Source organism: Micromonospora sp. NPDC047740, from assembly GCF_043204735.1.
Taxonomy (GTDB): Bacteria; Actinomycetota; Actinomycetes; order Mycobacteriales; family Micromonosporaceae; genus Micromonospora.
Genome location: NZ_JBIDCT010000003.1, coordinates 110,643 through 130,464, shown reverse-complemented (window position 1 = coordinate 130,464; position 19,822 = coordinate 110,643). Strand labels below are relative to the sequence as shown.

Annotated in this window: 21 protein-coding genes and 1 riboswitch; of the genes, 7 read left to right on the top strand and 14 right to left on the bottom strand. The window is 73.2% G+C overall.

The annotated features are described in order from the left end of the window. Positions 1-10: 10 nt before the first annotated feature. On the top strand, positions 11-370 hold the full coding sequence (locus ACGF4F_RS07600; protein WP_357442312.1) for a YciI family protein: 360 nt from the start codon (positions 11-13) through the stop codon (positions 368-370). Beyond that, a complete protein-coding gene (locus ACGF4F_RS07595) occupies positions 367-1,611 on the top strand; it encodes a sigma-70 family RNA polymerase sigma factor (RefSeq protein WP_357442272.1) in 1,245 nt (414 codons plus the stop codon). The genes ACGF4F_RS07600 and ACGF4F_RS07595 overlap by 4 nt, the downstream gene beginning before the upstream one ends. Positions 1,612-1,643: 32 nt before the next feature. Here the strand turns inward: ACGF4F_RS07595 and ACGF4F_RS07590 are convergent, their stop codons facing one another. The 4 genes from ACGF4F_RS07590 to ACGF4F_RS07575 form a co-directional block, all read right to left on the bottom strand. Continuing rightward, positions 1,644-2,147: a hypothetical protein gene (locus tag ACGF4F_RS07590; RefSeq protein ID WP_357442270.1), complete on the bottom strand. Its 504-nt coding sequence runs from the start codon at positions 2,145-2,147 to the stop codon at positions 1,644-1,646. Between the two features lie 235 nt (positions 2,148-2,382). Next, entirely contained in the window at positions 2,383-4,653 is a 2,271-nt protein-coding gene (locus ACGF4F_RS07585; RefSeq protein WP_357442268.1) for a heavy metal translocating P-type ATPase, read from the bottom strand. A 14-nt stretch (positions 4,654-4,667) separates the two neighbouring features. Beyond that, positions 4,668-5,642 (bottom strand): hypothetical protein, encoded by a 975-nt coding sequence (locus ACGF4F_RS07580; RefSeq protein WP_357442266.1) that lies wholly within the window; start codon positions 5,640-5,642, stop codon positions 4,668-4,670. A 34-nt stretch (positions 5,643-5,676) separates the two neighbouring features. Beyond that, entirely contained in the window at positions 5,677-5,886 is a 210-nt protein-coding gene (locus ACGF4F_RS07575; RefSeq protein ID WP_073839153.1) for a heavy-metal-associated domain-containing protein, read from the bottom strand. 153 nt (positions 5,887-6,039) lie between these two features. Here ACGF4F_RS07575 and ACGF4F_RS07570 point away from each other — a divergent pair, with 153 nt between their 5' ends. Next, positions 6,040-6,339: a metal-sensitive transcriptional regulator gene (locus tag ACGF4F_RS07570; RefSeq protein ID WP_046568942.1), complete on the top strand. Its 300-nt coding sequence runs from the start codon at positions 6,040-6,042 to the stop codon at positions 6,337-6,339. A gap of 50 nt (positions 6,340-6,389) precedes the next feature. On the opposite strand, the gene ACGF4F_RS07565 is transcribed toward ACGF4F_RS07570, so the two are convergent. Both ACGF4F_RS07565 and ACGF4F_RS07560 read right to left on the bottom strand, forming a co-directional pair. Further along, entirely contained in the window at positions 6,390-7,013 is a 624-nt protein-coding gene (locus ACGF4F_RS07565) for a DUF305 domain-containing protein (RefSeq protein WP_357442264.1), read from the bottom strand. Between the two features lie 84 nt (positions 7,014-7,097). After that, positions 7,098-7,631 carry a hypothetical protein gene (locus ACGF4F_RS07560; RefSeq protein ID WP_357442262.1) on the bottom strand — a complete coding sequence of 178 codons (534 nt, stop codon included), beginning with the start codon at positions 7,629-7,631 and terminating at the stop codon, positions 7,098-7,100. Between the two features lie 198 nt (positions 7,632-7,829). On the opposite strand from ACGF4F_RS07560, the gene ACGF4F_RS07555 reads away from it, so the two are divergent. Further along, positions 7,830-9,137, top strand: a complete 1,308-nt coding sequence (locus tag ACGF4F_RS07555; protein ID WP_357442260.1) for a YibE/F family protein — start codon at positions 7,830-7,832, stop codon at positions 9,135-9,137. A gap of 154 nt (positions 9,138-9,291) precedes the next feature. Further along, a riboswitch (cyclic di-AMP (ydaO/yuaA leader) is annotated at positions 9,292-9,422 on the top strand. Between the two features lie 5 nt (positions 9,423-9,427). Then, on the top strand, positions 9,428-10,447 hold the full coding sequence (locus tag ACGF4F_RS07550; protein ID WP_357442258.1) for a hypothetical protein: 1,020 nt from the start codon (positions 9,428-9,430) through the stop codon (positions 10,445-10,447). Between the two features lie 64 nt (positions 10,448-10,511). On the opposite strand, the gene ACGF4F_RS07545 is transcribed toward ACGF4F_RS07550, so the two are convergent. After that, the gene (locus tag ACGF4F_RS07545; RefSeq protein WP_357442310.1) at positions 10,512-11,189 is read right to left on the bottom strand and encodes a carbonic anhydrase; all 678 of its coding nucleotides are present in this window, start codon (positions 11,187-11,189) and stop codon (positions 10,512-10,514) included. Between the two features lie 202 nt (positions 11,190-11,391). Here ACGF4F_RS07545 and ACGF4F_RS07540 point away from each other — a divergent pair, with 202 nt between their 5' ends. Both ACGF4F_RS07540 and mycP read left to right on the top strand, forming a co-directional pair. Further along, positions 11,392-11,733 (top strand): helix-turn-helix domain-containing protein, encoded by a 342-nt coding sequence (locus ACGF4F_RS07540; protein WP_357442256.1) that lies wholly within the window; start codon positions 11,392-11,394, stop codon positions 11,731-11,733. A gap of 57 nt (positions 11,734-11,790) precedes the next feature. Beyond that, positions 11,791-13,029 (top strand): type VII secretion-associated serine protease mycosin, encoded by a 1,239-nt coding sequence (gene mycP, locus ACGF4F_RS07535; RefSeq protein ID WP_357442254.1) that lies wholly within the window; start codon positions 11,791-11,793, stop codon positions 13,027-13,029. A 132-nt stretch (positions 13,030-13,161) separates the two neighbouring features. Here mycP and ACGF4F_RS07530 read toward each other — a convergent pair whose 3' ends face one another. The 7 genes from ACGF4F_RS07530 to eccCa form a co-directional block, all read right to left on the bottom strand. Further along, positions 13,162-13,443 carry a WXG100 family type VII secretion target gene (locus ACGF4F_RS07530; protein ID WP_073839147.1) on the bottom strand — a complete coding sequence of 94 codons (282 nt, stop codon included), beginning with the start codon at positions 13,441-13,443 and terminating at the stop codon, positions 13,162-13,164. A 30-nt stretch (positions 13,444-13,473) separates the two neighbouring features. After that, complete coding sequence (locus ACGF4F_RS07525; RefSeq protein WP_357442251.1) at positions 13,474-13,782, bottom strand: WXG100 family type VII secretion target; 309 nt, start codon at positions 13,780-13,782, stop codon at positions 13,474-13,476. Between the two features lie 228 nt (positions 13,783-14,010). Beyond that, a complete protein-coding gene (locus ACGF4F_RS07520) occupies positions 14,011-14,298 on the bottom strand; it encodes a hypothetical protein (RefSeq protein WP_357442249.1) in 288 nt (95 codons plus the stop codon). Further along, the gene (locus tag ACGF4F_RS07515) at positions 14,295-15,023 is read right to left on the bottom strand and encodes a hypothetical protein (RefSeq protein ID WP_393075711.1); all 729 of its coding nucleotides are present in this window, start codon (positions 15,021-15,023) and stop codon (positions 14,295-14,297) included. Before ACGF4F_RS07515 ends, ACGF4F_RS07520 begins: the two co-directional genes overlap by 4 nt. A gap of 31 nt (positions 15,024-15,054) precedes the next feature. Beyond that, entirely contained in the window at positions 15,055-15,348 is a 294-nt protein-coding gene (locus tag ACGF4F_RS07510; protein ID WP_357442245.1) for a hypothetical protein, read from the bottom strand. A gap of 16 nt (positions 15,349-15,364) precedes the next feature. Beyond that, the gene (locus ACGF4F_RS07505; protein ID WP_357442243.1) at positions 15,365-15,784 is read right to left on the bottom strand and encodes a YbaB/EbfC family nucleoid-associated protein; all 420 of its coding nucleotides are present in this window, start codon (positions 15,782-15,784) and stop codon (positions 15,365-15,367) included. 68 nt (positions 15,785-15,852) lie between these two features. Next, positions 15,853-19,818 carry a type VII secretion protein EccCa gene (gene eccCa, locus ACGF4F_RS07500; protein WP_357442241.1) on the bottom strand — a complete coding sequence of 1,322 codons (3,966 nt, stop codon included), beginning with the start codon at positions 19,816-19,818 and terminating at the stop codon, positions 15,853-15,855. Between the last annotated feature and the right edge of the window lie 4 nt (positions 19,819-19,822).

The window sequence follows — 19,822 nt, the reverse complement described above, 5'->3', positions numbered from 1 at the left end:
CGTGAAGTACATGCTGCTGATCTGGAACCGGCCCGGCTTCGTCGAGGAGCTGTCCGAGGCGGATCGGAACGCGATCTTCGGCGAGGTCGACGACATCATGAAGCGGCTGACCGAGTCCGGTGAACTGGTCGGCGGGGAGGCCCTGGCCCACCCGTCGCAGACCCGTACGGTCCGGACCGGCGCCGCCGGCGTCGAGATCACCGACGGGCCGTTCGTGGAGAGCAAGGAACAGTTCGCCGGCTACCTGATGGTCGACTGCGAGACCCCGGAGCGGGCCGCCGAGATCGCCGCGAACTGGCCGGACGTGCGGCGCGGATTCGGGGTGCTGGAGGTTCGTGCGGTGATGGACCAGGCCGGGACGGAGATGTGACGTCCCCCGTCGTCGAGGACCTGCTGCGCACCCTCGCGCCGCAGGTCCTCGGCGTGCTCGTGCGCCGGCACGGCCAGTTCTACGCCTGCGAGGACGCCGTGCAGGAGGCGCTGCTCGCCGCCGCCACGCAGTGGCCGGAGCAGGGCGTGCCGGACCACCCCCGCTCGTGGCTGGTCACCGTGGCGACCCGTCGGCTCACGGACGAGTGGCGCAGCGAGCGGGCTCGCCGGGACCGCGAGGTCGCGGTGGCGGTCCGCGAGCCGGCGTACGCGGCGGTCGCGCCGGCCGCCGACGAGGAGCCGCCGAGTGCGGACGACACGCTGAAGCTGCTCTTTCTCTGCTGCCATCCGGCGCTCACCGGCTCCGCCCAGGTGGCACTCACGCTACGGGCGGTGGGCGGGCTGAGCACGGCCGAGATCGCCCGGGCGTACCTGGTGCCGGAGGCCACGATGAGCCAGCGGATCCGCCGGGCCAAGCAGCGGATCGAGGCGGCCGGTGCCCGCTTCGCGCTGCCCTCGGCCGCCGACCGCGACGAGCGGTTGCGGGCCGTGCTGCACGTGCTCTACCTGGTCTTCAATGAGGGGTACACCGCCTCCAGCGGCGGCGAACTGCACCGGGCGGAGCTGACCGGCGAGGCGATCCGGCTGGCCCGGGACTTGCACCGGCTGCTCCCGGACGACGGCGAGGTCACCGGGCTGCTCGCGCTGATGCTGCTCACCGACGCACACCGGGCCGCCCGGACCGGCCCGGGCGGGGAACTGGTGCCGCTGGCCGAGCAGGACCGCTCCCGCTGGGACCGGAGCGAGATCGAGGAGGGCATCGCCCTGGTGACCGAGGCGCTGACCTGGTCGCCACCGGGTCCGTACCAGGTGCAGGCGGCGATCGCGGCGGTGCACGCCGAGGCGCCGTCGGCGGCGGAGACGGACTGGCCGCAGATCGTCGTGCTCTACCGGGTACTCGCCCGGATCGCGCCGAACCCGATGGTCACCCTCAACCAGGCCGCCGCGGTGGCCATGGTGGACGGTCCCCGGGCCGGGCTCGCCCTGCTGGCCCCGCTGGACTCGGACGACCGCACGGCCGGGCACCACCGGCTCGCCGCGGTCCGCGCCCACCTGCTGGAAATGGCCGGCGACCGGGACGAGGCGCGGGCGGCTTATCTGGCCGCCGCGCGCGCGACGACCAGTCTGCCCGAGCAGCGCTACCTGGAGGTACGCGCCGCGCGCCTGGCCGTGGAGCGCTGATCGGAACAGCCGCCCCCGGCCCAGCACACCGGTCAGGCGCGGCACTCCCGGGCCAGCCGCTGCGGGATCTCGACGAAGCTGGCGCTCAGCCACGTGACCGGCGCGGACGACTTCGCCCCGACGTCGATCCGCCGCGCGGCGTCGGTCACGAGCGCCTTGATCTCCGGGTCCTGCGCCCGGGCGGCCTGCCGGCGTACGTCGTCGGCCAGGTCGGCCAGATTCGCCTTGACCTGGTCGTTGATCTGCTCGGGGGTGAGGTCCCGGCGGGTGGCCGCGGCGGAGTCGGCGGCGATCTCCTTGCTCTTGGCGATGATGAGCTTGTCGACCTCGGCACAGACCGCGGCGGTGTTGGCCGCGGTCACCGGCGACGGCGACGCGGTGGCGGTCGGGGCCGGTGCGGTGGCGGAGGCGGTCGGCGGGCCCGCCCAGTTGCCCGTCGACGCCCCGGTGTCCCCCTCCGAGGACGGCTGGCAGGCCGTGGCGAGGGCCGTCATGGTCACCAGGGCGGCGGCACGGATGGCGGCGGTACCCGACATGGTTCTCCCCGTACGGTGGTCGGCCGTCGGTGACGGCGCGTGGTCAACCGGGGCTCCGTCCTGGGCCGCCGCCCGCGCCCCGGCCAGATCGAGCGGCGACGGATCGAGTGTGCCAAGGATCCGGCGCGACCGCCCGACGCCGTCCGCCCGCGGCTCGCCGGGCCGGCGAGATGCCGGTGAGCGAGGCGCCGGCCGCCGGCCCCGGGCGGACCGGGACCGGCGGCGGGCGCGGAGGTCAGCCGACCGGCCGGAAGCGCCGCAGCCGGAGGCTGTTCGCCACCACGAAGACCGACGAGAAGGCCATCGCGGCACCGGCGATCATCGGGTTGAGCAGGCCGGCGGCGGCCAGCGGCAGAGCCGCCACGTTGTAGGCGAAGGCCCAGAACAGGTTGCCCTTGATGATGCCGAGGGTCCGCCGGGAGAGCCGGATGGCGTCCACGGCCGCCATCAGGTCACCCCGGACCAGGGTCAGGTCGGACGCCTCGATCGCCACGTCGGTGCCGGTGCCCATGGCCAGCCCGAGGTCGGCCTGGGCCAGGGCGGCGGCGTCGTTGATGCCGTCCCCCACCATCGCGACCGTCCGCCCCTCGGCCTGGAGGCGCTGCACCACCTCGACCTTGTCGGCCGGCAGCACCTCGGCGATCACCTGGTCGATGCCGACCTCGGCGGCCACCGCCTTCGCGACGGTGGTGTTGTCGCCGGTGAGCAGTACCGGGGTGAGCCCGAGTTCGCGCAGCCGGGCGATGGCCACCGCGCTGGTCGGCTTCACCACGTCGGCCACCGCCAGCACGCCACGGGCCCGGCCGTCCCAGCCGGCCAGGACCGCCGTCCGGCCGGCGGCCTCCGCCTCGGTCGCCGCCCGCACGACCTCCTCGGGTACGTCCAGACCCCGCTCCCGCAGCAGCCGGAGCCGCCCGACGACCACGTCCCGGCCGTCGACCGAGCCGGCAACGCCGAGCCCTTCCGCGTTGGCGAAGCCGGTGACCGGGGGCACCGGGCCGGCCCCCGCGGCACCGTCGGCGATCGCCCGGGCGATCGGGTGCTCGGAGGCGGCCTCCAGCGCACCGGCCAACTGGAGCAGCTCGTCGGCGTCCTGACCGGCGGCCGGGAGCACGTCGACCAGGGTCATCCTGCCGGTGGTCACCGTGCCGGTCTTGTCCAGCACCACCGTGTCGACCTGGCGGGTCGACTCCAGCACCTCGGGGCCCTTGATCAGGATGCCGAGTTGGGCACCCCGCCCGGTGCCGACCAGCAGCGCGGTCGGGGTGGCCAGGCCGAGGGCGCACGGGCAGGCGATGATCAGGACGGCCACCGCGGCGGTGAACGCCGCCGTCGTCCCCGCCCCGGTGCCGAACCACCAGCCCAGCGTGCCGGCGGCCAGGGCGATCACGATCGGCACGAAGATCCCGGAGATCCGGTCGGCGAGCCGCTGCACGGCCGCCTTGCCGGTCTGCGCCGCCTCGACCAGCTTGGCCATCTGGGCGAGCTGGGTGTCTCCGCCGATCCGGGTGGCCCGCACGACCAGCCGGCCGCCGGCGTTGACGGTGGCGCCGACGACGGTGGCGCCGGGCCCGACCTCGACCGGGACCGACTCGCCGGTGAGCATGCTGGCGTCGACGGCCGAGGTGCCCTCCTCGACCATGCCGTCGGTGGCGATCTTCTCGCCGGGCCGGACCACGAACCGGTCCCCGACCACGAGCTGATCCACCGGGATCCGGGTCTCCCGGTCGCCGCGAAGCACCGCGACGTCCTTGGCGCCCAGCTCGAGCAGGGCGCGCAGGGCGGCGCCGGCGGTCCGCTTGGACCGGGCCTCGAAGTAACGGCCGGCGAGGATGAAGGCGGTGACCCCGGCTGCCGCCTCCAGGTAGATGTTGCCGGCGCCGTCGCCGCGGGTGATGTCGAAGCGGAACGGGTGCACCATCCCGGGCATCCCGGCGTCACCCAGGAAGAGCGCCCAGAGCGACCAGCCGAACGCGGCGAGGGTGCCGAGCGACACCAGGGTGTCCATGGTCGCCGCGCCGTGCCGCAGGTTGATCCAGGCGGCCCGGTGGAACGGCAGCCCGCCGTAGACCACGACCGGGGCGGCCAGGGTCAACGACAGCCACTGCCAGTAGGTGAACTGCCAGGCGGGCACCATGGCGAGCAGGATCACCGGCACGGCCAGCGCGACCGAGACCCACAGCCGGGTACGCAGCCCGCGCAGCTCGTCCACCGGCTCGGCGGTCGCCTCGGCCCGGGCCTGGGCCGGCGGGGGCGGTACGGCTGCCGTGTAGCCGGTCTTCTCCACCGTGGCGATCAGGTCGTCCGGCGTCACGTCGTCGGCGTACCGGACGGTGGCCTTCTCGGTGGCGTAGTTGACCGTGGCCTCGACGCCGTCCATCCGGTTGAGCTTCTTCTCGATGCGGGCTGCGCAGGAGGCGCAGGTCATGCCGCCGATCGCGAGTTCGATCTGGTTCGGCGCGACCCGCAGGGACGAAGAGCCCGCGCTCTTGGCGGTCGATGTCATCGCGGCACCTCCGGTCAATTGTGCCCGTGACCCGGGGTGCCGTGGTCGGCCTCCGGGGTCGGTGTGGTGGTCGGGGCCGGCGCGCCCGTCGCCGGCGTGCCCGGGTCGCCGGCCACGACGGTGAACTCCGCGGTGTGCACCGCGTCGCCGTGCCGGAAGTCCAGGTAGAGGCGGTACGTCCCGGCCGAGGGCACCTCGGCGGAGAAGGTGACCGCCGGCCCGGCCGGGGTCCGCCCGTCACCGGGCGCGCCTTCCGGGTGCACGTGCAGGTAGGCCAGGTCGCCCTGCCGCAGCGCCACCAGGTGCCCGTACGCCCCGAGGTAGGGCTGGAGGTCGGTGACCGGCCGGCCGTCCCGGCTCACGGTCAGGGTGAGCTGGCTGGTGCGGCCCGGCTGCGGGGTGCCGCCGAGGGTGACGGTGTAGCCGTCGACGGTGGTGCTGGTGGCGGGCGCCGGCAGCGGCCGGTCGGCCAGCGTGCCGGGGACCGTGACGTCGACCCCGAGCGTCAGCGGCATGCCGCCGGTCGGGGTGAAGTCGGCGAACGCCCGCCAGGTGCCGGCGCCGGCGAGCGGCGAGGCGACCCGCCAGGTGCCGTCGGCGGCCAGCTCGGGGTGGACGTGCCGGAACCCGGAGAGGTCACGCCGGGCGACGATCAGGTGCATGCGCTTGTCGTGCGCCACGTCGTAGCGGGTGACCGGCCGGCCGTCGGGGCCGGTGATCCGGAAGGCGAACTCGCCGGCCGGGGCGCTCACCGGCTGCAGCGTGTAGCCGCGGTCGGAGACGAGCAGCCCGCCGGGCAGGTGATCGGTGGCGGCCGCCGCGGGGCCGGCGTCGCCGTGACCTCCGTCACCGTGATCGCCGTCGGTGGTGTCGTGCGGGGTCGCGGCGGGCGGGTCGACGGGGCCGGCCAGGTGACCGACCCCGTACGCCGCGCCGAACACCGCCGCGAGGCCGAGGGCGAAGCCGCTCAGCTTCGTCGTCGTGTTCATGGGATACCTCGGTTCCTTCGGGTCCGCGGACCCGTCACGCCCCGACGAGGTCGTAGCCGGCCTCGTCCACGGCGGCGCGGACGGCGTCCGTGGCCAACGGGCTCTCACTGGTGACGGTGACCTGGCCGGAGGCCAGGTCGACCTGGACGTCCGTGACGCCCGGGATGGCGCTCACCTCGGTGCTGACCGAGTTGACGCAGTGCCCGCAGGTCATGCCCTGCACCTGGTACGTGGTGGTGACCATCGCAACTCCCCTCTCGCCGCCCCCACCCTATACCCCCTGGGGGTAATTGGTAGAGAGACCGCTGCCGCTCTTCTGTTACCGCTACCCGGTGGGGGTATCAGCCAACGGAGAGGACCGTACCATACCCCCGAGGGGTACGCTATCCTGGATGCCATGACCGCACCGACGACCCCGACCCGGGGCTACACCGCCAGCAAGGACCAGCTGCTCGCGCGGCTCCGCCGTATCGAGGGCCAGGTCCGCGGCATCGAGAAGATGGTCGAGGACGACCGCTACTGCATCGACGTGCTGACCCAGATCTCCGCCATCCAGGCCGCCCTGGACAAGGTCGGCCTCGGCCTGCTCGACGGGCACGCGCGGCACTGCATGCACGAGGGTGCGGCCGAGGGCCGCGCCGACGAGATGGCCACCGAGATGATGGCCGCCGTCGGCCGGCTGATGAAGCGCGGCTGACCAGGCCCGTTGGGGGCCGGACGGCGCGTCCGGCCCCCAACGGCTGTGCGTCAGCGCCCGTCGAGCAGCTTCCGCATGCTGTCGATCTCGGCCCGCTGGGCGTCGACGATCCGCTGGGCGAGCGCCCTGGCCTCGGGGTTGGCGCCCCCGGTCAGCTCCGCCTGCGCCATCGTGAGCGCGCCCTCGTGGTGGGCGATCATCATGGTCAGGAACTGCCGGTCGAAGTCGGCCCCGGACGACGCCTTCAGCGTCGCCAGGTCGGCGTCGGACATCATCCCGGGCATGCCGTGGTCCATCCCCGGCATGCCGTGGCCGGCACTGGCCGGCGGCACCGGCCGGCCCCACGCGGTAAGCCAGTCGGTCATGCTGGCGATCTCCGGCGCCTGGGCCGCCTTGATCTGCCCGGCCAACCTCCGCACCTCGGAGTCGGCGGCCCGGTCGTCGGCCAGCTCGGCCATCGCCACGGCCTGCCGGTGGTGCGGGATCATCATCTGGGCGAACGTCACGTCCGCGTCGCCGAAGGAGGCCCCGGGGGAGGGCGATCCCGTGGCGGGCGTGTCGTGGCCGGTGCCGGCGGTCGGGTGGTCGCCACCGCCACAGCCGGTGAGGGCGAGCGCGGCGGCTACGGTCGCGCCGGCCAGGGCGGCCCGACGCGCGAGGGTACGAGTGGACATGGAACGACCTTTCGGTGTCGAAACGTACGCAGCGGACGGCGGACGCGGGTGACCGGTCTTCCGGTCCACCCGCGCCGGGGCGTCCTATCTGCGCAGCACCGACACCGTCGCGAGGCGCAGCCCATACGGTCGGGGCGGCGGGGCGCGCGGTCCTGGGGCGGCCCGGAGGGCCACCCTGGCGGCCGGCCCGTAGGTCCGGGACCCGGCCCGCAGCAGCAGGGCGACCAGCAGCGTGACGGCGAACGCGCCGAGCACGGCCAGGCAGATGCTCCAGCCGGGCCGGTCGCCGCCGGGATCACCCAGCGGGAGCAGCCGGGCCTGGGCGTCCGTCAGCTGGAGCATCCGGGCCGGGCCGCAGCCGTCACCCGGGCAGTCGCCGGCCATGCCGGCCACCGCGGCCGGCAGAGTGACGGGACCGGCCACCGCAGCCGGCGGGGCGCCGTGGCCGGCCGCCGCGGCCGGCGGGGCGGCGTGGTCGGCCGCCGCGTGGTCCCCCGGGCCGCCGGGGGCGTGCGTGCCGTGGCCGAGAGTGTGCATGGCGGTCAGCCCGACCAGGGTGCAGAGCAGCAGCAGGAGCCGGACCCACGGTCCGGTCGTCACCGCTGGCGCCGTACGCACGAGAACCACGCTAGTGGGTGCGGCGGGCCGGGCCGGCAGGAACCACTGGAGGTCGCTCATCGCCTGCGTCCCGCCCCCGGGCCTGGCTACCATTCCCGGCGGCGACCGGCCTGCACTCCCCGTCGGCGCCAGCGCCGGCCCGGTGAACCGACCAGCCCGGTGACACGTATCGCGCTGTGACTCGTTGGGAGACACGCCATGGGCGCCGACCACACCCGTCCCGCTCCGCCCGCCCCGCCCGGGGTGCGACGGATCCTCGTCGCGACGGTGGTGCCGCTGTTCCTGGTGACCGTGGTCGCCGCGCTGGTGCTGTGGCCGCGGGACAGCCGGGAGCCGACGGGTGGCCCGGACCTGCCGCGTTACCACGGCACGGTGACCCGGGTGGTGACCGAGCCGTGCCCGCCGACGCCGGAGGGCGGCACCGGCCAGCCCACGGGGCCGTGCGGAACCGCGACGGTCGCCGCCGAACAGGGCCCGGACGCCGGCCGGCAGGTCGAGGCACCCCTCCCGTCCGGTCCCGGGGCACCCCGGGTCGAGGTCGGCGACAAGATCATCCTCGTCGAGCTGATGGACCCGGCCGATCCGACGATCAAGACCTACAACATCGCCGAGCACCAGCGCGGCACGCCGCTGGTCTGGCTGGCCGTGCTGTTCGCCGTCGCCATCGTGGCGTTCGGGCGCTGGCGCGGACTGGCCGCGCTGGGCGGCCTGGTGGCGAGCTTCGCCGTGCTGCTCGGCTTCGTGCTGCCCGGGATCGGCGCCGGCCAGCCGCCGCTGCTGGTGGCGATCGTCGGCGCCGCGCTGATCATGTTCGTGGTGCTCTACCTGACCCACGGGATCACCGCCGAAACCTCGGTGGCGGTGCTCGGCACCCTGGGCAGCCTGGTGCTGACCGGCGTCCTCGGCACCCTGGCCACCGCGGCCACCCACCTGACCGGCTACGGCAGCGAGGACGCCACCACGCTGTCGATGTTCCAGCAGAACGTCGACCTGCACGGGTTGCTCCTGGCCGGCATCATCATCGGCTCGCTGGGCGTGCTGGACGACGTCACCGTCACCCAGGCGGCCACGGTCACCGAGCTGGCGAACGCGAACCCGGGGCTGTCCCGGATGCAGCTCTACCGGGCGGCCACCCGGGTGGGCCGCGCGCACATCGCCTCCACCGTCAACACCATCGTGCTGGCGTACGCGGGCGCGTCGCTGCCGCTGCTACTCCTGCTGGTCGCCGACTCGCGACCGGTGGGCGAGATCCTCACCAGCGAGTTCATGGCGCAGGAGATCGTCCGGAGCGCGGTGGCCACGCTCGGCCTGATCGCCGCCGTACCGCTGACCACCGGTCTGGCGGCGGTGGTCCGGACCGCCGGACGGGCCGGCGTCGCGACGGACGCCGGAGCCCGCCCGCCGTCGTCCCGGCCGCCGGCCGAGCGGCACGACGCGCTGGAGGCCCTCGGCGGTGCGGCCGCCGGACGATCCGGACCGGAGAGGAGCACGGAAGCCGCATGGTGATACTCCGCAGCGTGACCGGCCGGCGCGAACGCGACGCTGGTCACGCAGGGCGACGACGAAAACGTGCGATTGGTCGGCTTCCGGACGTAGATCCCCGACCGGGCTCTCGGGTAACCTCGCTGCCGGTAACCGCCGAAGGCGCGCACCGGCGCCAGCGGTACCACCGCCCAATCGCCCTGTGGCGAACCGGGGAACCAGGTACCTGGGGTGAATCCGCGCGAGCGGTAGGGGCCACTTCCGTCCCGAACCCGACAGCTAACCCGGTCGGCGGTCGACGGAAGGGAACCCTGTTGACGGCACCCCTGCGCCGCTGGTTGACACCTGTGGTGGCCGTGCTCACCGCGTTCGCCATCGTCGCCGGGCCCACCCCGGCGCTGGCCGCACCCAACACCCCCAACCCATCGGGCCACGAGGAGGACAACGATCCTCCGCTCATCACCGAGGTCATCGATGCCGCCAATCGCGGCTTCCTGCAGGCCAAGGCGAAGCTGGACAAGTCGAAGCAGCGCCAACTCCAGTTGGCCCTCGAGATCCGGGCGGCGCAGGCCGACCTGGACGCGCTGCGGCCGCAGGTGAGCCAGATCGCCACGCAGTCCTATCGGACCGGCCGGATCGGCGCGATGGCCCTGCTACTGGAGAGCAACGCGCCCGACTCGTTCGTCCAGCGGGCCTCCGCCCTCGACGAGCTGAACCTGATGAACGCGCAGAAGCTCGCCGAGGTCAACGCCGCGAAGAACCGCGCGGAACAGGCCAAGATCGCGCTCGATGCGGAGATCCGCGAGCAGCAGAAGCAGACCAACGCGATGCGGCGCGAGAAGGCCGAGGCGGAGAAGGCCCTGCGGCTGGTCGGCGGGCGGGATTTCACCGCCGGCCTGGTCGCGGCCACCTCCCCGGTCGCCCGGATCGCTCCCGGCCGGACGGCTGACGGGGGGTGGAAGCCCGAGTCACGCAGCGTGAAGGACCCGACCACCTCGGGCTACATCACCCCGCGCACGCTGCACATGTACAAGGAGGTCAAGCGGGCCGGCTTCGACCGCTTCGTGGGCTGTTACCGCCCGGGCGGTCCCTGGGAGCACCCCAAGGGCCGGGCCTGCGACTGGTCGCTACAGCGCAGCGGCTTCTCCCCCTGGCACAACAACGACATGCGGATGTACGGCAACAACCTCGCCGCGTTCCTGATCCGCAACGCCGACCGGCTGGGCGTCTACTACGTGATCTGGAACCGGCAGATCTGGTTCCCGGCGACCGGTTGGAAGTCCTACAGCGGGCCCTCCAACCACACCGACCACGTGCACGTGTCGCTGCTGTAGCCGGAGTACCACGCCGAGGGGCCGTCCCGCGACCGCGGGGCGGCCCCTCGGCGTCAGGTAGGGCTCAACCGGCGACGGCGGTGGGCGCCGGGTCCGCGGGCGTGGCCGCGCCCGGCAGCGTCGCGCTCGGCTTGCCGGCCGGCACCTCGGCCACCGTCCGCACCTCGCCCGCGCTGAGCCGGTACGACATGCCGACCACCCCGCACCGCCCGGCCGCCACCCGCTCGGCGAGCACGGCGGACCGGGCCAGCAGCGCCTCCACGGTCCGCGCGATGTGGATGTCGACGATCTCGTCGAGGTCCTCGACACCCTCCCGGGCGGCCCGGGCCAGGCTGGGCACGACGGCGTCCACCAACGCGCCGAGGTGGCCGGCGGGGGGCGTGCCGGTGGCGACCACCTCGCGGGCGGCCTGCACCGCGCCGCACGAGTCGTGGCCGAGCACCACCACCAGCGGGGTGCCCAGCACGGTGACCGCGTACTCGACGCTGCCGAGCACCTCGGGGCCGACGGTGTGGCCGGCGGTCCGCACCACGAACAGGTCACCGAGGCCACGGTCGAAGATGATCTCGGCGGCGAGCCGGGAGTCGGCGCAGCCCACGATCACCGCGAACGGGTGCTGGCCGTCGGCGACGGCGGCGCGGTGCTCGGCGTCCTGGTTGGGATGACGGGGTACGCCGGTGACGAACCGCTGGTTGCCGGCGAACAGCTCGGCGAGCGCCTGTTCGGGATTGGTCGGCAGCACTGCACTCACCTCGTCCTCGCGCGAAACGACCTGGTCAGCCCGGCCGGCGGCAGAGGCGGCCTCGACCACCACGGTCACACCCGAGCCAAGACACGTCAAGATTTACGTGATACGGATTTCATACGTCACCGGTCACTTGACGGGCGGCCGCCAGCGGCCCGCCGCCGCCCGGGGCCGGTCGACACCGGCGCGGGGCCATACCATGACCACCATGGCGACGACAGCGGGCGAGAACGGGAGCGGCCGGAACTGGACCTTCCTCACCAACCACGGGCACGTGCTGCTGGCCATCGCGCGCAACCCCACCGCGCGGCTGCGTGACGTGGCCGACGAGGTGGGGGTGACCGAGCGGGCCGCCCAGGCGATCGTCGCCGACCTGGCGGCCGGCGGCTACCTGCGGCGCACCCGGGTCGGCCGGCGCAACGAGTACACGATCAACCCGAGCGGCCACTTCCGGCACCCGGCGGAGGCCGACCAGCAGGTCGGTGCCCTGCTCGCCCTCTTCACCGCCGAACCGGCCGACAGGCGCGCCGCCGAGGCGTGACCGACCCCGGCGGCTCCCGTCACCGCACGGCCGGCGCGCCGACGGTAATCTCAGCGCGTGCGCGAGAGCTTGCGGCCGGACGGGACGACGGTGCGCGTCCGTACCGGGCACCGGATCCGGTCCATCCTCTGTGGAGCGGGAGCGGCCGCCCTGCTCGGCGCCGTCCTGGTGGCGCCCGGGCCCGCCTCGGCGGCCCCGAAGTGCGGCCCGCCCGGCGGCCCCGCCCCGACCGAGGCGTCCTGGGCGCTGGAGCGGCTCGACCCGGCGGCGGCCTGGCGGGTCACCCGGGGCCAGGGCGTCACCGTGGCGGTCATCGACTCCGGCGTCTCCCCCAGCCACCCCCTGCTGCGCGGCCGGGTGCTGCCCGGCGAGGACTTCAACAACCTGGTCCACCTCAAGGGACAGTGCGACCTCGTCGGCCACGGCACCCTGGTGGCCGGCATCATCGCCGGCAAGGAGGGCACCGGCGTGCCGTACAGCGGGATCGCGCCCGAGGCCAAGATCCTGCCGATCCGGGTGCTGGCCGACAACCAGCGCACCTTCGACGAGTCGATCCCGGCCGAGATCGGTCGGGCGATCAAGTGGGCGGTCGACCACAAGGCCGACGTGATCAACCTGTCCCTGGTGACGCTGGACGACGCCCGGCTGAAGGACGCCGTGGACTACGCCCTCGACAAGGGGGTCGTCGTGGTGGCCGCCGCCGGTAACCGGCAGGAGAACCAGCAGGACCAGCCGGGTTACCCGGCCGCGTACCCGGGGGTCATCGCCGTCGCCGGCATCGACGACGCGGGCGAGCACGTCGGCAGCTCGGTCACCGGCGACTACGTGGACATCGCCGGCCCCGGGCTGAAGATCGTCGGCCCGGCGCCACAGGGGTCGGGATACCGGGCGGAGCCGCAGGGCGGCACCAGCTTCGCGACCGCGTACGTCTCGGGGGTGGCCGCGCTGGTCCGCGCCGCCCACCCGGCCCTTTCCCCGAAGGAGATCGCCTTCCGGCTGACCCAGACGGCCGACAACCCGCCGGACGGGCACAACGCCGAGGTCGGGTACGGGATGGTCAACCCGTACCGGGCGGTGACCAGCCTGCTGGGGAGCCGGACCGACCCGCCGCTCGGCGCGCTGCCGAAGCCGGCGCCGCCGGCCGACCCGCTCGCGTGGCAGCGGACCGTGGCGATCTGGGTGGCCGCGGTCGGCGGGCTGCTGGCCGTCGCCCTGCTGGCGCTCCGGCCGATCCTGATCCACGGCCGCCGGCGCGGCTGGCGCCCTGGACGCCGTCCTGCGGCCCTGGACGCCTGAACCCGCCCACCCGGCCCCCGGACACCGCCCCGCGCACCAGCGGCGGTCAGCGTGCCGCTGGTGGCGCGGGAGAAGCACTGCGGCCCCGACCCCGGACAGAGCCGGAGCGGGGCCGCAGCGGGGCCGGTCGGGTCAGTTGCCCCAGACCTTGGAGTTGCTCATCTCGGTGGTCATGTAGTTCTCGCGGGCGATGCCGACCGCCTGGCCGATGTCGTTCAGGACCTTGTTGATGTCCCGCACGGCGGCGTCCCACTGGGCCTGGTGCTGCTGGTAGGCGACGCGGTCCTGGCCCTCCCACTCGAGCCTGGTCAGCATCGAGCGCAGCGTGTCCAGCTTCTCGTCGATGGTCCGCGAGATGGCCTGCATCTGCTGGTTGCTGCTCTCGAGGACGGCGTAGTCGACCTTGATGCTCATCGTTCCTCCTCTACCTGGCTACTACGCGGATCACGGGTTGAGAGCAGCGTGGAACTTGTCCAGCATCTGCTGCTGCTCTTCGTCGTTGACCTGGTGCGTCGTACCCGACTTGTCGAGCAGGTCGGCGATGTTGTCCATCGCGGTCAAGAGCTTGTTCGTGTCCTCGTTCCACTGCGTCATCAGGCTCTGGAAACCCGTGGACGCCTGGCCCTTCCAGGCCATCGCCAGGTCGTCGACGACATTCCACAGCTTCTTGAGCTCACCGTCGACGTCGCTGCGCGTGGACCGCACGTCACTCGCGGCGGTGTGCAGAGTCGCTGCACTGACCTCGAACGCCATGCTTCACACCCTTCCGTCATCTTCGTGGCGGCGGATCCGCCGCGCCCCTCCCCCGCGGCAAGGCGTACACACCCCACCGACGGACACTTCAACCGAACCGTAGCGGACGACGTCCAACCCGCGCAGCCCTGTCCCCGTATCGTCGTCTCCCGGCAAGCCAGGATCCACAACACATTCCCGGGCGGACCGTACGATATGGACGGACGACCACCTCGATCCGCACCGGCCTCAGGACGGCTGGCGGTACGACTTGACGTGCATCATCACCCCGAACACCAGCAGGACCGCCAGCAGCACCACCACGGCCCACAGCACCGGCCGCTCGAAGGCGCGCTGGAGCACCACCGGAAGCAGCGCCACGCCACCGGTGAGCATCACCACTTCAGCGGCTCGCCGGACCCCCGCCGAGCCCGTGAGCCGGGCCGCCAGGGCAAGGCCGAGGAAGACCGGGATGGTCAGCAGGAAGTACATGAACAGCCAGTAGAGCGCCGCGAACACCCCGACCCCTCTCGTCACTGGTAGAACTTGGAATCCTTGACCCAGTCGATCTTGATGTCCTTGATGTCCGGGTCGGATCCCGTGGGCGCCCAGCCGGGGCGGGAGTCCGACACGAACGCGAACCGGCTGTTGGTGTTGAAGCCGGCCATCACGGCGTGCAGGAGCGCGCCGATGTCCCCGAAGACCATCACCAGGATGGCGGAGGCAGCCGTCAGTCCGGCGATGCCGATCGCCTGGGCCAGCGCGGTGGTGCCGGGGAAGAACTGGAACACGATCGAGGCGGTCACCGCGACCAGGATCGGCATGAGCGCCTGGGCCATCCCGGAGACCGCGTCGTTGTAGGCGTCCCGCGCCGAGGTGAGGGTGTCCTTGTTGGCGTTGAACGCCTCGGCCAACGAGTTGATCTCCGCCCCCAGCTTGCGCATGAAGAGGTCGAACGCGTCCCGGTCGTCGAAGTCCCACTCCTTCGGGTCCGGCGGGACCGCCGCGAGCGCCGCGCCGAACTGCTCCGAGCCGAGCAGGCGCGCGGCGTCGCTCCACTTCTTGATGGCCTCGTTGACCTCCTGGTTGTCGAACGTCTCCAGGTAGAGGATCGAGCCGATCAGGATCCCCGAGAAGACGATCCACATCCAGTTGCCGCGCGCGACGGCCGCCGCCGTACGCACCGGCGCCGTCGTCTCGGCGACCGAGACGGTGCCGGTCACCGTGCCGGAGGCGTTGGCGATGAAGATCTCCGGTGGCATCAGCTGCTCCCCCCGTGGCTGGCCCGGCCGGTCACTTGACCACCCAGGGCTGGTCCGACTTCTCCCAGTTCTTCGCGCTCTGCTCGAGCTGCTCCGCGGCCTTGTGCAGGTGGTCGATACCGGTCTTGACGTTGTCGAGGTGCCCGTCGACCGAGGCGTTGTGCTGGGTCACCGTCCCGTGGCCGAAGAGGCTCAGCGCGCCGCCCGGCAGCTTCACCTCCTCCAGCAACGCCTGCACGTTGCGCAGGTACTGGATCGGGCCGTCCGGAGCGTCGAGCAGCTTGCTCGCCTTCCGGATCGCGTCGACGTCGACCTTGTTGGCCATCGCGCCTCCTCCCAGCTCAGCGACGCAGGCCGCGGGTCGGGTCGGACAGGTCCACACCGAACTGGCGGAACCAGTCCTCCGGGGTCAGGGAGCCCTCCTGGGCCCGGCGGACCAGCTCGGAGCCGCCGAGCATCTCGGTCAGCAACTCCTGCTGGCGCTCGTTGAAGGCTGCGTACGCCGCGTCGATGGCGGCCTGGAGCGACTCCGCCAGTGTGCAGCTGTCCAGCCGCATCGCCCGCGCGTTGAGCTCGATGTCGCCGACCTTCATCTCGCCGTCCACGGTCACCCGGACCAGGCCGTCCGGGCTCTCCCCGGTCATCCGCAGGTCCGCTCGCTGCTGCTGGAACTCGGCCAGCCGGCGCTGCTGCTCCTGCGCCTGGCGCAGCATGTTCTCCACGGCGCCACCGGCGCCACCGTAACCCCACGGGGTGCTCACGACGGGTCCCTCTCTGCACGCGCGACGGTCCGGCCGACGCTATCGGAAGGTTTGCCTGGCGTCCGCCCCTAGGCCGGCTCCGTCCAGGCGGTCTGGATCAGCTGCTGGCCGTCCCGGCGGCGGACCAGGGTGCCCCGGCCCGGCGGCTGCGGGCTCGGCCGCAGGTTGCCGAAGACCGCACCCTCCTCCCGGCTGCCGGACATCAGCAGGCCCGGCGAGTCCAGCTCGCGCAGGCGCTGCAGCACCGGCTCGTACAGGGCGCGCGCCACGCCGCCCACCCGGCGGGTGATGATCAGGTGCAGGCCGATGTCCCGGGCCTGCGGCAACAGCTCGTGCAGCGCGCTAAGCGGGTTGCTGCCGCCGGAGGCGACCAGGTCGTAGTCGTCCACCAGGACGTAGAGGTCGGGGCCCTTCCACCAGCTCCGGTCGCGCAGCTGGGCGGTGGTCACGTCCGGACCGGGCAGGCGGTTCTGCAGCGCGCTGCGGATCGAGCCCAGCCCCTGGCTGAACACCTGGTTGGACGGTGCGTAGTCGAGCAGGTGGTCGCCCTCCACCGCGCCCAGCAGGCCGCGGCGGTAGTCGGCGATGACCAGCCGGGCCTGGGCCGGGGTGTACCGCTCGGCGATGCCCCGGGCGATCAGCCGCAGCAGGTTCGTCTTGCCACACTCGGCGTCGCCGAACACGGTCAGGTGCGGCTCGCCCGCCAGGTCCAGGTAGACCGGGGCGAGCGCCGACTCGTTGACGCCGATCGGGATGCCCGGGACCGACCGGTCGATGACCTTCGCCAGCTCGCCGACCGGCAGCTTGCGCGGCAGCAGCCGCACCTTGGGCGCCGGGCGGCCCGACCAGTTGGCCGCGACGTGCCCGGCCAGGGCGACCGACGCCTCGGTCAGGTCCTCGATGTCGCGCTTGCCGTCGATCCGCGAGATCCCGCTGAGGAAGTGCAGCTTGTCGTGGGTCAGACCGCGGCCCGGCGTGCCGACCGGCACGTTCTGCGCGGCCCGCCGGTCGATCTCCGACTCGGACGGGTCGCCGAGCCGCAGCTCCAGCTTCGTGCCGAGCAGGTCCCGCATGTTGATCCGGATCTCCGCCCACCGCACGGCCGTGACAACCACGTGTACGCCGAAACCCAGCCCCCGGTTGGCCAGGTTGGTGATGGTCTGCTCCAGCTCCTCGTACTCCTGGCGCAGCGTGTTCCAGCCGTCGACCACCAGAAAAATGTCGCCGAACGGGTCGTCGGCGAACTCCCCGGCCGCCCGGCGGCGGCGGTAGCTGGCCATCGAGTCGATGCCGTGCTGGGTGAAGCGCAGCTCCCGGTCGTCGATGATCGCGACCACCTCGGCCACGGTCCGCCGGACCGCCTCGGTGTCCCGCCGTCCGGCCACCCCGGACATGTGCGGCAGCCGCTCCAGGCTGCGCAGCGCGCCGCCGCCGAAGTCGAGGCAGAAGAACTGCACCTCGCGCGGCGTGTGGGTGAGCGCCAGCGAGGCGAGCATGGAGCGCAGCATGGTGCTCTTGCCGCTCAGCGAGGCACCGACGATCACCACGTTGCCGCCCGCGCCGGACAGGTCGATCATCATCGGGTCGCGTCGCTGCTCGTACGGGCGGTCGACGATGCCGACCGGCACGGTGAGCCGCCCACGCCCCGGCCAGTTCGCCGTGGTGAGGCCGAACGTCGGGTGCACGCTCAACGGCGGCAGCAGCTCGGCCAGACCGGGCGGCTCGGCCAGCGGCGGCAACCAGACCTGGTGCGCCGGACGCCCCCGCCCCTTGAGCCGGTCGATCAGCACGTCCAGCATGGCCACCGCCTTGCCGTCGGCCGCCTGCTCCGGCTCCGGCGCGGTCTCCGCCGGGCTCGGCAGGGCCGGCACCGGCACGTAGTCGATGCCGTACGGCACGATCCGGCGCTGCACCTGTGCCCGGGTGGACCGCTGCACCTGCCCCGGCGCCCGGTACGGCCCGGAGACGTACGCCGCCCGGAACCGGAGCATGGTGCTGGTGTCGGTCTTCAGGTAACCGTGACCGGGCGCGCTCGGCAGCTCGTACGCGTCGGGCACGCCGAGCACGATGCGGCTCTCGACCGCCGAGAAGGTACGCAGACCGATCCGGTACGACAGGTGGGTGTCCAGGCCGCGCAGCTTCCCCTCCTCCAGCCGCTGGGAGGCCAGCAGGAGGTGCACGCCGAGCGACCGGCCGAGCCGGCCGATCATGACGAACAGGTCGATGAAGTCCGGCTTGGCGGCGAGCAGCTCGCTGAACTCGTCACAGATGATCAGCAGGCTGGGCATCGGCTCCAGCGGCTCGCCGGCCGCCCGGGCCTTCTCGTAGTCGTACCGGGAGACGTAGTTGCCGGCCGCCCGGAGCACCTCCTGGCGCCGGTTCATCTCGCCGGCCAGGGCATCCCGCATGCGGTCGACCAGCGGCAGCTCGTCGGAGAGGTTGGTGATCACCGCGCTGGTGTGCGGCAACGCGTCCAGCGAGGCGAAGGTGGCGCCACCCTTGAAGTCGACCAGGACGAAGTTGAGCTCCTCGGACGAGTGCGTCACGGCCAGCGCCCCCACCACCGTCCGCAGCAGCTCGCTCTTGCCGGAGCCGGTCGCGCCGATGACCAGGCCGTGCGGGCCCATACCCTCGTGCGCGGACTCCTTGAAGTCCAGCTCCACCACGTTGCCGTCCGGCCCGAGGCCGAGCGGGATCCGCAGCCGGTCGCGGTGGCTGCGCGGCCGCCAGGTCTGCTGCACGTCCACCGCCGCCGCATCGCCGACGCCGAGCAGGTCCGGCAACTCCATGCTGCGGGCCAGCGGCTCCTCGGTGCTGGCGCCCTGCTGCTGGGAGAGCCGGTAGGGGGCGACCTGCCGGGCCAGCCCCTCGGCACCCGCCATGCTGAGCCGGTCCGGCCGGCCGAGCCGCGACGTCGTGGCACCGCGGACCAGGTCCAGTCCGCTGCCGTCACCGGTGTCGAGGCAGAGCAGCCAGCGGCCGGCGTCCCGGGGCACCGTGCCGGACAGGTCGATGACCGTGGCACCGAGCAGGCCGGGACCCATCAACGCGCAGGTCGGCGAGACCTCCCCGCCGTCGAGCACCACCACCAGGTGCGGGGCGGTGGTGAGCGGCTTCGCCTCCGGGGCGAAACGGGGCCGGCCGCCCAGCTCGTTGGCGAGCGCCGCCTCCGCCTCGGCGAGGCTGGCGAACACCATCCGGCGCGCGCCCGCCGCGTCCGTACGCCCCGGGTGCTGGGCGTGCGGCAGCCACTTCACCCAGTCCCACACCGGCTGCCGGTCGGGCGCGGCCACCACCGCCACGATGAGGTCGTCCGGGGCGTGGAAGGTGACCAGCTGGCCCAGGGCGGCCCGGGCCAGGTCGAGCACCGGCTCCCGGTCGCCGCGCAGCACGATCCGGCTGAACGCGCGCAGCGACAGCGCGGTGGGCAGGTCCGGCACGGTGGAGTGGGCCCGGACGAACCGGCGCAGCGCGATCGCGCTCATCGGCTCCAGGTCCTCCACCGGCTTGGTCTCCGGCGGCACGATCTCCACCGCCAACCGCTGCGGGCCGAGCGCGATCCGGGCCTCACCGAAGTCGTCCTCGGTGATCCGCCGCTCCCACAGCCGGCGCGAGGCGGCGATCGACCAGAGCGCGTCCGGCTCCGGGTGCCGCCAGGTCATCGCGGCGCGTTGCTGCTCGGCGGCCCGCCGGGTGCGCTTGCGCATCTGGGCCAGGTACCGCATGTAGTCGCGGCGCTGGGCATTCAGCTCGGCCTTGTTGTTGCCGCCGTTGCCCAGCGTGCCGATCGCCATGCCGAGCATGGACACCCCGAAGAGGCCCCCCGCGACGTACGTCATCATGCCGCCGCCGCGGCCGGCGTACAGGAAGGCCATCGCGCCGACGCCGCAGAGCATCGGCAGGATCATCAACACCTGCCCCATGCCCCGCGACTGCTGCTCAGGCAGCTCGGGCGGAGACTCCAGCAGCACCTCGCCGCGCGGCAGCGCGGGCCCCGGTTGACGCGGCAGTCGGCGGAACACCACCGTGCTCACGGCG

What these genes read in the sequence shown, in the direction of transcription:
- ACGF4F_RS07600 (WP_357442312.1), top strand. Translation starts at nt 11, where the DNA reads ATGCTGCTGATCTGGAACCGGCCCGGCTTCGTCGAGGAGCTGTCCGAG.
- ACGF4F_RS07590 (WP_357442270.1), bottom strand. Translation starts at nt 2,147, where the DNA reads ATGTCGGGTACCGCCGCCATCCGTGCCGCCGCCCTGGTGACCATGACG.
- ACGF4F_RS07585 (WP_357442268.1), bottom strand. Translation starts at nt 4,653, where the DNA reads ATGACATCGACCGCCAAGAGCGCGGGCTCTTCGTCCCTGCGGGTCGCG.
- ACGF4F_RS07580 (WP_357442266.1), bottom strand. Translation starts at nt 5,642, where the DNA reads ATGAACACGACGACGAAGCTGAGCGGCTTCGCCCTCGGCCTCGCGGCG.
- ACGF4F_RS07575 (WP_073839153.1), bottom strand. Translation starts at nt 5,886, where the DNA reads ATGGTCACCACCACGTACCAGGTGCAGGGCATGACCTGCGGGCACTGC.
- ACGF4F_RS07570 (WP_046568942.1), top strand. Translation starts at nt 6,040, where the DNA reads ATGACCGCACCGACGACCCCGACCCGGGGCTACACCGCCAGCAAGGAC.
- ACGF4F_RS07565 (WP_357442264.1), bottom strand. Translation starts at nt 7,013, where the DNA reads ATGTCCACTCGTACCCTCGCGCGTCGGGCCGCCCTGGCCGGCGCGACC.
- ACGF4F_RS07555 (WP_357442260.1), top strand. Translation starts at nt 7,830, where the DNA reads ATGGGCGCCGACCACACCCGTCCCGCTCCGCCCGCCCCGCCCGGGGTG.
- ACGF4F_RS07540 (WP_357442256.1), top strand. Translation starts at nt 11,392, where the DNA reads ATGACCACCATGGCGACGACAGCGGGCGAGAACGGGAGCGGCCGGAAC.
- ACGF4F_RS07530 (WP_073839147.1), bottom strand. Translation starts at nt 13,443, where the DNA reads ATGAGCATCAAGGTCGACTACGCCGTCCTCGAGAGCAGCAACCAGCAG.
- ACGF4F_RS07525 (WP_357442251.1), bottom strand. Translation starts at nt 13,782, where the DNA reads ATGGCGTTCGAGGTCAGTGCAGCGACTCTGCACACCGCCGCGAGTGAC.
- ACGF4F_RS07515 (WP_393075711.1), bottom strand. Translation starts at nt 15,023, where the DNA reads ATGCCACCGGAGATCTTCATCGCCAACGCCTCCGGCACGGTGACCGGC.
- ACGF4F_RS07510 (WP_357442245.1), bottom strand. Translation starts at nt 15,348, where the DNA reads ATGGCCAACAAGGTCGACGTCGACGCGATCCGGAAGGCGAGCAAGCTG.